Genomic DNA, 12,654 nt, shown 5'->3' on the forward strand with positions numbered 1-12,654 from the left:
GTGCCCATGGGGATTTACACCCCGCCGACAAGCATTGCGGCTTGTCAGTTTGCGCCTGACCCGTTACCTTGGTTGCGCTTTAAGCAGATGCGCCAGCTAACCCGTGAAAGCCCACATCTGCCGAGACCCGCGCGCAAGCGCGGGTCGTTTATCTCTCGATCAACTCCCCTGTGCTTCGCTGAAACAGATCATCGACCATGCCGCGCATGACCTCGATCTGCTTGCGTGTGGGCTTAAACTGTCGCCAATGCGCGCGCCGTGCCATGTCCTTGGCAAAGCTGCGCAGCCATGCTGTCGCGGCCCTCTCGGCGCAGACAGGCATGTAGTAAAGCAGGCGCTCAAGCTCTGGCCCTGTCATGCCTTCACCCCGCGATAGCGCCCTATAGCGCGCTGCATGGCGTAGGACTGGCTGGACGTGCCGCGCGCCTGTGGTGTCTTGGCCTCATGGGCATTCGCGCCCCGGAAGTCATACAAGGCCGCTACCTGATCGCGGATCGCGTGTCGGATGTCGGGGGGCAATGCCTCTGGGGTCGCGCCAAAGCCTGCCTCATACTCGATCACAAATCGGGCATGGTGCAGATACTCTGTGACAGTCTCGCCCAGAACCAGAACAGGACGTGTGCCGCCTATCAGCTCGGCCTCGATCAGCTCGCCCTCGGCCATCACTTGGAATGTCGGATTATCGCCCAGAACCGGGCCAATGGGCAGGCGCAGGCGATCACTGTCTGGCCAGCCTTCCACCGTCACGCGGATTGTCTGAGTGATCAGCGCAATCTCTGCGGCCTCTTCAAGCTCATGCGCCGCCGCCTCGGTCATTTCGATCAGGCTTGTATCGTCATGGTCGCCCACGATGCGCAAGTGATCGCGGGTAGCGACCAGATCGAGGGGAAGCGCGGGGCGGGTCAGGCGCTGAATTGTCATTCGCATGCGCAATTCTCCTGACCCCATTTCAGGAAGCGCAGCCGGTTGGCCAGCGGCATAGACAGGAACAGCCAGCGCAGCAGGCCGCGCCCGTGGTCCTGGTGCAGATTTCGGCCTTGCAGTTCTGTCGCCACGGCTTCGGCTATGGCTACAAGCTCGGCCTCTCCTGCGCGCTTGGCCCATTCCTGCGCGGCGTCCTTGTCCAGCGCCTCAGAGGGTGGCATGCCCGCGTGAAGGTCGATCAGGGCCGCTGTCATAAGCGGTCGCGCGTCTTCTGGTTCTGCTGCTGCGATCGCATGCGCCAGATCAGCCGCGCATTGCATGCGGTAGGCGATTTCGTGGTGTTTTAAGTTGGAAGCGGTCGCGGCAAGTTGTTGATTTTGCTTTTCGGCACTGTTGGAACTTGTCGCCGCTTCACTACTGATTTCGCTTGATTGCCCCGCAACTCCCGGGATCGCCACCACCTTACTAATGTTGTAGATGGGGCATATGAGTGCGCAAAACGGCGGTTTTTGCTGCGCACCGTGTCAAGCATTAATTTCGATTTTTTCTGAAATTCTCGTAAGCCATCGAACCATAACAACAAATATGAAATTCACTCAGACTTGCGGAATGTGGGCGCGCGGGCGCGTTCGGTCCTCTCTGGACGGATCGCAAGAGCCCTTCCGGGGTGACTTGCGCGAAGGACACGTCACCCCAAGCGTACTCATCCGGATTTCACGATTCGTGAACGCTCAAGAAACATACCGCAGTTTTGACCCCGGCGTGAGCATAGGCCGCGCCTGCCAGTCTCGCCGCCCCCTTGTCAAATGTGATGAAGGCCGCACAACGGCTCGCGGCCTCGATGTGCTGGCAATCGCGAAACTGGCCAAGAAAGTGTTTCTCCCGTCGCGCCCGTCCCTTGCTGCTGACGCGCCTGTCTCGGACGATACCGAGCGCGAATAGCATGAACGCGAACCCGGTCAGGTTTCCCCACCGTGTGCATACTTATGGGTCTACTGGGTATGTAATTGACACACCCTGAAATTGGGGCTCGAATTACGTAAGTAATAACAGGTGGTTACAAGACGGGGTTTTCTTCCGAATCACAAGGGTGCGCACTCATATGCCCCATCTACATGATTGAACATCACTAGCGGTCACTTAGCGCCGCCTGGATGCGCAGATATTCAGAGATATTGTCCAGATTGATTAGCCCGACCAGATCGCCATTCTCCAGAATGCAGATCACCTGCACATCTTCGTCCTGTTGCAATGCCTCCATCAACTCTGCCAGATCAGCATCAGGTGCAGCCGTTACTGCGTCGCTCATGATCGCATCTATCGTGCCATCGAGGCCATAATCGCGCAGCCCCCGCAAGATTGCCTTCTGGCTGGCCACGCCGACAACCCTGTTGCCATCAAGAACCGGGAAATCCTTCAACGTGCCTGCCAATGTCAGATCAACGGCCTTTGAGAGCAACGCGCCGCGATTCAAGGTTTGAAAATCGGTGATCATCGCACGCGAGACAGGTTTATGGTGAAGCCGCATCTCAATCTCGGCGCCGCCAGCCTCGGCAATAGCCCCGATCCAGATGAAAACCGCGATGAGAACCAGAAAGGGGTTACCGAAAAGCCCGGCCAACCCGAACAAAAGCGCCAGGCCCTGCCCGATACGCGCTGCCATTTGGGTAGCCCGCAACCGCCCCATGCGAAAGCTGAGTGCTGCGCGCAGAACCCGCCCGCCATCCATTGGAAAAGCCGGAATCATATTGAACACGGCCAGGAATATATTTGCAAACAGAACACTTTGCAAAAAATTGGAGGGCATCAGGGCTGGTGCAGCCATTTCGAAATCTTCGGCAGCGCCGCCGCCGCTCAATCCGAGGATCACGAACAGAACAAAAGCGATTGCAATATTGACGGCAGGCCCCATCAGCGCGACCACAATCTCTTGCCTCGGGTCCTTGGGCATACGCTCCAATGCGGCCAGTCCGCCAATCGGAAGCAGCGTAATGAACCGCGTGCCGATCCCGTAGCGGCGTGCCGTTAATGCATGTCCATATTCATGCAACACAACGCAGAAAAACAGGACCGCGATAAAGCTCAGCCCGAACAAGACACCCCAGATCGTTCCCGTTTGCAACCAATACACCAGCCCGATCCAGACAAAGAGCAGCGGAAAGGTCGCATGCATGAACAAGTCAATTCCAGCAAAGCGCCCGAGCTTCAACGACCAGCCTGTCCATTGCATCGCAGTTCTCCTTCAGCTTGCCGTGGTGGTTTTATAGTAGTGATCAAATGGTCAGGCCGCAAAAGACTTTACGTCTCGGTTCACTCTTGTCCCGTGATGGTAAGCGCCTCCGCTTATCGACACCTAGTGTTTACCGCCTGACACAAGATACCAAACCACTGCTTGGAGGGCGTTGCAGTCTTTGAGTAGCGCGGGATCAAGGCCGAAGGCCGGCGCGCATCGCCGGGCCGCCCCCACGGCACGGCGATTTGGCTGCCACCTGCGCAAATATCTGATCTTGTACGGATTGGGCTGGCATAAAGTGCTACAGATTAAGCGGTGGATCGCCGCACCGCGGCCCTGCGCTGCGCGGCTTTGCACCCGGCCTCGCTATGTCCGCTTCGTCCCTATAGCCGCCTCTCGCGAAAACATCGCATTTGGCGCGGTAACCATTCGTCAGATGGCGAACACTCGCTCACCGGAGTTTAGTGGCGACAAACCTGATCCCCTTGCGTGAAACTTTCTATCCTGACCGATCTTGTCGCGCACACTGGCTGAACCAGGCATCGGGTGGTCAGGGCCTTGGGCCGCGAGATGTCATTTGTCATGCCCATCATGCTTACGCATCAGATGGGCAATCAGTGGTGCACCGAGGATCACAAGAACAATCCGCGCCAGATGATGGGTGACAACAAATGCAAGATCAGCGCCCGCCACAAGGGTCAGAACGACCATTTCGGCCTGCCCTCCGGGGGCGAAAGCCAAAAACGCCTCTAGCGAGGGGGCCAGCCCAGTCTTGGCAACGGCTTCCGCGAATACCAAGGTAAGTGCGGCCAGAACAACCATGAACTTTGCGCCTGCCAGAACATCGCGGCGTAACTCCAACCATGTCACGCCTACATATTGCGCGCCGATGCCCAGCCCGATGAAGAACTGCGCGGCGATGATCGCCTCGGCTGGCGGTCGCACAGTCAGAAGCCCCGTCATCGAAAGGATACCTGCAAGGATCAATGGCCCCAGAATGGACGCCCCGAACATCCCCACCCGCTTTGCAATGCGCCAGCCGACAAGGCCCGCAAAAACCATCAGGGCAAGTTGATCCCAAGCCATTTCAGACACAGGCGCACCGGGCGCATTGGTCAGGGGCACCCCCCAAAGCCCGGTAATCAGAAACGGTGCCACAGAGACGATGATTGCCACGCGGGTTGCATGGATCAACGCCAATGTGCGCACATTGGCACCCGCTTCCTGACCGAACAGAACCATGTCCTGAAACCCACCGGGCATGGCGCAATAATACGCGGTGGCCGGGTCATAGCCGCAGTATTTGCGGAAAAAGACATATCCTGTTGTCCCGATCACAAGTACGAACAATGGCACCAGCGCGACTGACAACGCCATGTCGGGCACACGTCCCAACAACTCTGGTGTGATGGACGCGCCGACAGCCACGCCAAGGATCGCGCGCATTCCGACCCCAAGCGTGCCTGTGTCCTGCAAACCCATTCCGGCCAATGCAGCCAGTAGACAGGCTGCCAAGGGGCCAAGCAAGAAAGGCAAGGGCAGGCCCAGCACCGAAAAGACTGCGACCCCGAGCGCCGCAATCCCCACTGTCCGTATTCGCGCCCTAGTCAGCATGTGTTATCAAGCCGTGCCTTGCAGGTGCGACAGCTCAGCCTTCCTTTTTGTCATCAGCATGGCCGATCTTGGCAAGCTTGCTTCCGACATTCATCTTGAACGTGATCAGAAGAACAAGCACAGCAAAACCTGCAAGCCCGATCCCAAGGGCAGAGCCGAACAGCGCGCCGCCCCAATCGCCACGGTTGATCAGAAGCGCGCGGCGCAGGTTTTCTTCCAGCAACGGCGCAATCAGGAAGGTAATCACCAAAGGCGCCTCTGGTATGCCAACACGGCGCATAAGAAAGCCAAGAAACCCAAGGCCCAGCATCATATACACATCCGCCGGGTCACCCCGCGCTGCAAAGGCGCCGATCACCGCCATAATCATGATGATTGGCACCAGCACTTCGCCCGGAACCTGCCCAAGCCGCGCATAGAGGAATGAAAACGCGCGCCCGATCCCAAGGTTGAACAGGTTGCCAAGGATCAGGATGATAAACAGCGCATAGATCACATCCGCATGAAGCGAGAACATGCGCGGCGAAGGTGTAATTCCCTGCAAGATCAGCGCTGCCCCGATCAGCGCGGCGGTCGCACTTCCGGGGATGCCGAAGGCCAGAAGCGGCACCAGCGTCGGCCCGACAGTGGCGTTGTTGCCAGCTTCGGCGGCCGCGATGCCGTGTATCGACCCCTCGCCGATCTTCTTTTCGGGAAAGGCTTGTTTGGCAATACCGTAAGACATGAAGGACGCAACCGTCGCCCCAAGTCCGGGCAGCGCGCCGACAAATGTGCCAACACCGATCCCGATGCCCATTTCACGCCAGCATGACAGGTACTCGCGGAAGGTCAGCCCCTCGGACTTGGCCCCGAATAAATCCTTGGCCGATTGCTCGACCTTTTTTCCGCCGCGTGTTTTGCGCAGCAACTCCAGCCCCTGATCCAGCATCTGGCTCATTGCGAAAATGCCAATCACCAGCGGCACAAGGTGAATTCCGTCACGCAACCAGCTTTGCCCAAAGGTGTTGCGGGCAACATTGCTTACCGGGTCCGCGCCGATCGTGCCCAGAAACAACCCGATCCCGGCACTGAGCATCCCCTTCGCCAGATGGCGGCCAGATAGCGTGCCCAGAAGCGTGATCGCCACAACCATCAGCCATAACCGTTCCGTGGGGCCAAATTGCAGCGCCATCAACGCGATCGACGGCGCAACAAGGATCACAACAATATCGCTGGCCGTGTCTGCCGTGACCGAGGAATAGAGCGCGGTCAGGATCGCCTTGCGCCCCTTGCCCTGTTTGGTCAGCTTGTAGCCGTCATAGACAGTGGCCGCGCTATCCGGGGCACCGGGCGTCGCAAAGCTGATGGCCGAGATCGACCCACCGAACACCGCCCCCTTGTATAGCCCGATCAGCAGCCCCAATGCGCCGGTAATATCCAGCGTGAAGCTGAGCGGCAGCATCAGCGCAATCCCGGTAGAGGCCGTCAGCCCCGGAATGGCCCCAAGCCCCACCCCAAGGAAAACACCAATCACCAACCAGAACAGTGTGTTGAACGTGAATACCAGCGCTAGCGCGTCATAAAAGGCATCAATCTGCATTCGCAGCGCCTCGCTTTTGAGTGAAGTTCAGAAAATTCCCGCCAGAATGCCCTGCGGAAGGCGAACGCCCAGCAAAGTGAAAAAGGCAAACACGACAACCGGCACGACAATCGCAAGAATGATTGCCAGTCGCACAGGGCGCAGCCCGAACCAGAGCATGAAAGCCAGCAGAAACGGCGGTGACGCCAGAAGAAAACCCAGCCGGGACATGGCCCAGAAGCATAACCCGATACCTGCAAGCATGACAATCGGCAGCCAGGCGTCGCTGGTTCGCGCATCTTGCAGGTTTTCAGGTTGTTCCTTTCGCAAGGGGTCCATGATCATCGCTGCAGCGCATAGAAGCATTAGCCCTACGCCCATCATTGGCATCATGCCCAGCAAAAACCCGTCTCGCATGACCCGGTGCGCCCAGGGCTGCCACAAGATGTAAGTGAACAATGCTCCGATTATCAGCAGAAGATACAGGCCAATCGCCTGATTGCTGCGCCACCAGTTGCTCATTCATGCCCCCTGTTCCAACGGTATGGGCAGTGGCATTTCGCCACTGCCCGGCCAAGGGTTACTGCAACAGGCCGATTGCGTTGCGCATCGTGTTGACCATTGCCTCGTAATCGGCGGCCGCAGCTTCCCGGTCAAGGAAGATGATCGGCTCGCCCGCCGCTTCGAAGACAGCTTCAATTTCGGGGTCAGTCGCAGCGGCCTCGAACATTTCGGCAAAGCGTGCCTTGATCTCTTCGGGTGTATCAGGGTGCATTCCGACCCAACGCGGGAAGGCAAGCCCGGAATAGCCCAGATCCGTAATCATGGGCGGGTTGCCCAGCGCCTCATTCACGCTGTCCGGCAAAGGGATGCTGGAGGTGTTCATCAACGCAATTCCATTTTCCGGCACGATGGTCAGGGCAGTCGATTCCGTCACCGCTGCGACATCGATATGCCCGCCAAGGAAATCTGTAACGGATTCGCCCGTGCTGCCGTAAGGCACATAGATCGCCTCGGCCCCGGCCTGATCAATCGCATTGGCCGCACCCAGCAGGAGCGCATTTGTGCCACCAATGGTCACGGCACGCTCATTCAGTGCCGAAATAAAGCTGTCCCAGTCCGGGAACTCATCTTCCCGCACCACCAGCACGGAAGCGAACGCCGCCAGATAGCCCAGAATATCAATCTCGCCGGGGTCAACAGGCGCATCCTCTTCGCTCAGCAAGGTAATGATGGGGGTCGGCGTGGCGTTGAAGACGGTGTAGCCATCTGCTGGCTGGTTCAGAACATGCATCCAGCCGGTTACCGCACCGGCACCGGGATGGTTTTCGACATTCAGCGACGCGCCCCCGAAATGACGTTCCGCCTCGGCGGCGAACACCCGCGACAACCGGTCTGAACCGCCACCCGCGCCAAATGGAATAACCCAGTTAATCGTGCTACTGGGATAATCACTCGCCGCTACCGTTGTTCCCATTCCCAACGCCAGTGCGGCTGCGACACATGCAGCTGTTGTTGCCTTGAAGCTCATTTCGGTTCCTCCCGCAAATTTTATTTCTGTGCTCACACGCGCCTGACCACAATCCTCCCATCAGGCCAGCGTGATGGCACCGGAAGTGTCGCCCCCGTGCCTGAAGCTGTCAAGCCCTTGCTGAAAGTAGCATTTTGCTGGTATCGATGCGCTGTAAGGGAGAGAAGATGACAACCACCGTTCTTGTGCCTTCGGGCGTCTTGGGGCTGGGCTTTTCGCAAGAAGCACTGAATCTTGGCATTGCCAGGGGCTGCGATGTCATAGCGATCGACGGCGGCTCTACCGATAGCGGGCCGCATTCCCTTGGCACGGGCGTGTCGAAATATTCCCGGGCCGTGTGCAAGGCGGAATGGCGTGCGCTGATGCAGGCGCGGGCGCAGCTCGGTGTTCCGCTTATCATCGGAACGGCTGGCACCAGCGGCACAGACAGTACAGTTGACTGGATGTATGACATTACCTGTGAACTGGCCGAGGAATTGGGACAAAGCCTTCGTATCGCGCGGCTTTACTCCGGCCAGAGTGCTGAGTTTGTCATCTCGAAACTGGCATCGGGCCAGATCAGCCCGCTTTCCCCTGCACCTGAATTAGATGCCGACAGCCTGCGCGACATGTCAAACATCGTAGCGCTGGCGGGTGCTGAACAGATACAGGCCGCGTTAGAGACTGGCGCCGATATCATCATTGCCGGACGCACAACCGATACTGCAATCATCGCCGCGCTGCCCCTTTCACGGGGCGAGCACCCCGGTGCGTGCTGGCATGGTGCTAAAATCGCTGAATGTGGCGCGCTGTGTTCCACCCATCCCGGTTCCGGCGTGATCCGGGTCACCTTCGACAAGACCGGCTTTGAGGTTGAACCGATGGCCCCCGCTGCCGCATGCACCCCGCATTCCGTGTCGGCACATATGCTATATGAGAACAGTGACCCGTTTCGTCTGTATGAACCCGGCGGACACCTGGATGTCAGCCATGCACGCTACAGCGCGCTGGACGCGCGCCGCGTGCGCGTCGAAGGGTCCGAATGGATACCCGGCCCTTATACAGTAAAGCTGGAAGGTGCGCGGCTGGCGGGTTACCAGACCATGCTACTCGCCCTTCTAAGAGAGGCCCATTACGTCGCGCATGCACAAGACTGGGCCGACAAGCTGGTGTCGGTGCTGTCAGAGCGTGTGGTCGCACAAATCGGGCTTGCGCCAGCGGATTTCACCATCGAGATGCGCCTGATCGGGGTCAATGCGACGATGGGACCGCTGGAAAACCGCAACAGCCAGCCCGCCGAAGTGGGCGCAATGTGCCTGATCACCGCCGAGAGTCAGGATATGGCGGATGAAATAGGGCGGCTTGCCAACCCATTCCTGCTTCATATGCCACTGACCGAGGATGAACCGCTGCCCACATTCGCGTTCCCCTTTTCGCCCGCACAGACCAGCCGGGGCGCGATCTATGAGTTTGCCCTCAACCATGTGATGGCATTGACAACGCCCCTTGAGGCGTTTCGCCTTGAAATCAGCGAGGTTGGCGCCCATGCCCATGTTACGTGATCTGGTCCGCAAGGTCGCCGCCAAGAATGCAGGCCCGTTCCAGGTGACGTTAGATATTTTCTGCGGTTCGGACGAAGCCTACGCACGTGTTGCGCCGGCACTGAAGGACAAGGAAATTGCCAGATTGTTCGGGCTTGAACCGCAATTGCTGCGCAGGTTTGACATTCCGGACCTGAATGTCGTGAAATTCTCGATGCCGCGATCCGTCGTTCAAGGCAGCCGCTTCGACCGTGACATGCACGGCGCGCAATTTGCGACCCTGCTGGAAGAAATAGACATCTGAGGCACGCCGAAGCGCCTGCAATTCCCTATACTGCGTCATCTTAACTGGCGCGGAAAACCAATTCCGGAGCTGCTGGCCGCAACTCGCGCTATCAGCGAAAGCGATGCGTGCCTGTGATGATCGAACGACCAGGATTTGATCTGGGCCGCAGCCGAAAGGCAGCGCCATGCAATGCAACTACCCAGCACCATCTGCACAGCGGCCCTGCAATGCACGATTAAGGTAAGCAATACTCATCTGAACCACAATTATTATTCGTTTTTCTCAATGCCATGAAGTGACTAGATTGCGTATGCCAATTTGGAGAAACGTGATGCAAAAAGCCCTTCGCCCGCTGTTACGCCCGGACACTGCCGGTTCTCATGAAAAACTGGGCTATCTCATTGACGGTGCTTATTCTGGTCCCACTTTGCTAATTCCCTTGCCGAGAGGCCACGCCACAAAAGTCGCTGAGGCCATGCAGCGCATTCCACGGCTTGGTAACTTTCGTGGCCGTGTCGCAATTGTAAATATAGGTGCCGTTGGGGCAGATGCAGCGCAGGATGACTGGCTGCGCAACCAGATCGGGACCGTAGATGAAACGCTTTATCTGACAAAAGCCAAAATTGACGGACAGAACCCGCACGCGGTGCAAAAAACCATAGCTGCGATCCTTGGCAAAGCAACTGAGCTTGGCATGATTTCCGGGCGCGGTGTCTTGCCTCAACGATAGCAGACACAGAACAGCGCTGCGATCGGCACCCGCTGAGTGTTTTGTTCCATCCAGCTAAAAGTAGGTTTTTTATTGTGGACTTGACCCTTATCCGTACATTTATGGAAGTTGCGCAGACCGGATCCTTTCTGGCCGCAGCAGATCGGCTGTTTGTGACGCAATCTGCTGTAAGTCTGCGCGTACAGCGTCTGGAACAACAAATCGGAAAGCAACTTTTCGAGCGGTCCAAGGCAGGCGCGAGCCTGACGCCAGCCGGGGCGCAGTTTGAACCCTATGCACTCAGTATTCTGCGCACGTGGAACGATGCACGACAACAGGTCGCCATTCCCGAAGGCTTTAGCGAGAGCTTTGCCATCGGCGCGCAGGCTTCGCTCTGGCCACGGCTTGGCTATCGCTGGCTCGATGCACTGCGCGCCGAGATGCCGGACCTTAGTCTGCGCGCCGAGCTTGGAATGCCCGACCGGTTGACGCGCTCGCTGAGTGACGGCTTATTGCAGGCCGTGCTGACCTATGAACCGAATATGCGCCCAGGCTTTGTCATGGAGTCTGTTATCGAGGATGAACTTGTGCTGGTCGCCCCGTGGGACAATCCGACCATGGACCAGCTTGATGGCCACTACGCCTATGTGGACTGGGGCGAAAACTTCATGCGGTTTCATCAGGACGAGATGAGCCATGTCATCACCAATGGCATGACCTTCGCTATCGGGGTTCTGGCCACGGGCTATCTGATCCGGCGCGGGCTTGCCGGCTATCTGCCAGGTCGATTCGCGGCGCGCTACATTGAAGAGGGGCGCCTCAATCTGGTCGCGGATGCCCCGCATTTTACCTATCCGGTCTGGGTTGTCTGGCGCGAGGATATCGATCCACACCTCGCAAGCGTTGCAAAAAAGACACTCTCGGAAACTGCCGAAACCATCAGCGAAGAGATTGCAGTTGTGACCGACGGCATCTGACCCGAAATTACAGCAAAGCATCTTGAAAACCCGGCCAATGGCCGGGTTTTTTCTGTTTTATTTCATGGCTTTACGCAGCCCTAGCTGCCAAACGCATTTCCACCGACCATCTGCTGTTTTATCATGAAAAATTGTCGTTTTATCGTCAATTATTCTGAATTTCCCTTATGTCGATCGGGCTTCTATCTCCCTGTCAGGCCCAATGGCCCAGGTCGGTGGACCGCGGATGCAAGAGGCATGACGCACCCAAACCGGCCTCCATTCATGGGATTACAAGGAGAACGCCATGAACAAACTGATGACCTCCGCTGCCGCGTCGGTTCTGGCCCTCGCAATCGGCACAACTTCTGCTGACGCGCAGGCGCAATTGGTCGGCGTACAGGCACTGGATGACCGGATCACAGATATCGAGGATCGCGTACGCGATGATCAGGCCCGCGCAGAAGACAGCGCACGCTTTGGCAACCAGCAATTCGCTCCCGGCTGGACCGGCAGTCTGGCGATGAGCTTTTCTGCCAATCGCGGCAACTCGGATGCACGCGACATGAGCCTTGCAGGTCGCTTCAACTACAATGTCGGGCAGTGGAACCACAGCCTAGGTCTGGGTCTTGAACTGGGCCGTGCCAATGGTGAACGCACCAAAGCCGACGGATTTGCCGTGTATGACGCAAATTACTATGTTGCCGATGACTTCTATGTCTTCGGTTTGGGACGGGTCGAATCCGACAGGATGCCTGAAAACCGCACCACGGATGCCTTTGTCGGCTTTGGCCCCGGCTACCGGATCATCAACACCGAAGACGCCGCATGGCGTGTGCAGGCTGGACCTGGCTGGCGGTACAACCACGACCACGATGCCCGCAAGAGCACCAATGAATTGGGCGGCATCGTGTCGTCACGCGCCTATTACCGTGTCTCGGACGGGATCTTTGTGACCAACAACACTGACGTCCTGCGCTCGAAAATCGGAACGATCGCTGAGAATGACTTCGGCGTCAGCATTGGCCAACTGGAGGGGCTGTCGACCCGCTTCAGCGTACGGACAAACTACAACAGCGCCAATACCGGCAAGAAGACCGACCACGTCCTTGGGGTATCGTTGGTCTACGGTTTCCGCTGATCTGACGCTCTTGGAAGAAGCTTAACTTGGGTGCGCATCTGTGCACCCCTTTTTTTTGGCATAAGCGAGAACAACTTGAAGCATAATGCGCAAGTGCCAGCCTCCCCCCCCCACGATTTCTTGCCGAAACAGTCTGTTCAAGCCTTTTAATCACAGCGATACCGCTCCATTGGATATAGATC

General features: G+C 57.7%; 14 protein-coding genes. 6 read left to right on the forward strand and 8 right to left on the reverse strand.

Features of this window, described 5'->3' with window-relative positions; all coding sequences use genetic code 11:
• Nucleotides 1-148: 148 nt before the first annotated feature.
• From EV660_RS14115 to EV660_RS14125, 3 genes are read right to left on the reverse strand one after another with little or no spacing between them, the layout of a single operon-like run.
• Nucleotides 149-358 (reverse strand): hypothetical protein, encoded by a 210-nt coding sequence (locus EV660_RS14115; protein ID WP_071479492.1) that lies wholly within the window; start codon nucleotides 356-358, stop codon nucleotides 149-151.
• Nucleotides 355-927: a head-tail connector protein gene (locus tag EV660_RS14120; protein WP_134014041.1), complete on the reverse strand. Its 573-nt coding sequence runs from the start codon at nucleotides 925-927 to the stop codon at nucleotides 355-357. The genes EV660_RS14115 and EV660_RS14120 overlap by 4 nt, the downstream gene beginning before the upstream one ends.
• A complete protein-coding gene (locus EV660_RS14125) occupies nucleotides 918-1,244 on the reverse strand; it encodes a hypothetical protein (protein ID WP_134014039.1) in 327 nt (108 codons plus the stop codon). Before EV660_RS14125 ends, EV660_RS14120 begins: the two co-directional genes overlap by 10 nt.
• 403 nt (nucleotides 1,245-1,647) lie before the next feature.
• On the opposite strand from EV660_RS14125, the gene EV660_RS14130 reads away from it, so the two are divergent.
• Nucleotides 1,648-1,866 (forward strand): hypothetical protein, encoded by a 219-nt coding sequence (locus EV660_RS14130; RefSeq protein ID WP_134014037.1) that lies wholly within the window; start codon nucleotides 1,648-1,650, stop codon nucleotides 1,864-1,866.
• 187 nt (nucleotides 1,867-2,053) lie between these two features.
• Here EV660_RS14130 and EV660_RS14135 read toward each other — a convergent pair whose 3' ends face one another.
• From EV660_RS14135 to EV660_RS14155, 5 genes are all read right to left on the reverse strand, one after another.
• Nucleotides 2,054-3,154, reverse strand: a complete 1,101-nt coding sequence (locus EV660_RS14135; protein ID WP_071479488.1) for a site-2 protease family protein — start codon at nucleotides 3,152-3,154, stop codon at nucleotides 2,054-2,056.
• 576 nt (nucleotides 3,155-3,730) lie between these two features.
• Nucleotides 3,731-4,771, reverse strand: coding sequence for an AbrB family transcriptional regulator (locus EV660_RS14140; RefSeq protein ID WP_071479487.1), 1,041 nt, complete (start codon nucleotides 4,769-4,771; stop codon nucleotides 3,731-3,733).
• A 34-nt stretch (nucleotides 4,772-4,805) separates the two neighbouring features.
• The gene (locus EV660_RS14145) at nucleotides 4,806-6,350 is read right to left on the reverse strand and encodes a tripartite tricarboxylate transporter permease (RefSeq protein WP_071479486.1); all 1,545 of its coding nucleotides are present in this window, start codon (nucleotides 6,348-6,350) and stop codon (nucleotides 4,806-4,808) included.
• Nucleotides 6,351-6,377: 27 nt separating this feature from the next.
• Nucleotides 6,378-6,851 (reverse strand): tripartite tricarboxylate transporter TctB family protein, encoded by a 474-nt coding sequence (locus EV660_RS14150; protein ID WP_071479485.1) that lies wholly within the window; start codon nucleotides 6,849-6,851, stop codon nucleotides 6,378-6,380.
• Nucleotides 6,852-6,909: 58 nt separating this feature from the next.
• Nucleotides 6,910-7,860, reverse strand: coding sequence for a tripartite tricarboxylate transporter substrate-binding protein (locus EV660_RS14155; RefSeq protein WP_071479484.1), 951 nt, complete (start codon nucleotides 7,858-7,860; stop codon nucleotides 6,910-6,912).
• A 167-nt stretch (nucleotides 7,861-8,027) separates the two neighbouring features.
• On the opposite strand from EV660_RS14155, the gene EV660_RS14160 reads away from it, so the two are divergent.
• The 5 genes from EV660_RS14160 (at nucleotide 8,028) to EV660_RS14180 (ending at nucleotide 12,472) form a co-directional block, all read left to right on the forward strand.
• On the forward strand, nucleotides 8,028-9,401 hold the full coding sequence (locus EV660_RS14160) for an acyclic terpene utilization AtuA family protein (protein WP_071479483.1): 1,374 nt from the start codon (nucleotides 8,028-8,030) through the stop codon (nucleotides 9,399-9,401).
• Nucleotides 9,385-9,684 carry a DUF4387 family protein gene (locus EV660_RS14165; RefSeq protein WP_071479482.1) on the forward strand — a complete coding sequence of 100 codons (300 nt, stop codon included), beginning with the start codon at nucleotides 9,385-9,387 and terminating at the stop codon, nucleotides 9,682-9,684. Before EV660_RS14160 ends, EV660_RS14165 begins: the two co-directional genes overlap by 17 nt.
• A 313-nt stretch (nucleotides 9,685-9,997) precedes the next feature.
• Entirely contained in the window at nucleotides 9,998-10,396 is a 399-nt protein-coding gene (locus tag EV660_RS14170; RefSeq protein WP_134014035.1) for a hypothetical protein, read from the forward strand.
• A 74-nt stretch (nucleotides 10,397-10,470) separates the two neighbouring features.
• On the forward strand, nucleotides 10,471-11,352 hold the full coding sequence (locus EV660_RS14175) for a LysR family transcriptional regulator (protein ID WP_071479480.1): 882 nt from the start codon (nucleotides 10,471-10,473) through the stop codon (nucleotides 11,350-11,352).
• Nucleotides 11,353-11,638: 286 nt separating this feature from the next.
• Nucleotides 11,639-12,472, forward strand: a complete 834-nt coding sequence (locus EV660_RS14180) for a DUF481 domain-containing protein (RefSeq protein ID WP_071479479.1) — start codon at nucleotides 11,639-11,641, stop codon at nucleotides 12,470-12,472.
• The last annotated feature ends 182 nt before the right edge of the window (nucleotides 12,473-12,654 follow it).

This window comes from Roseinatronobacter bogoriensis DSM 18756 (assembly GCF_004366635.1).
Lineage (GTDB): Bacteria > Pseudomonadota > Alphaproteobacteria > Rhodobacterales > Rhodobacteraceae > Roseinatronobacter > Roseinatronobacter bogoriensis.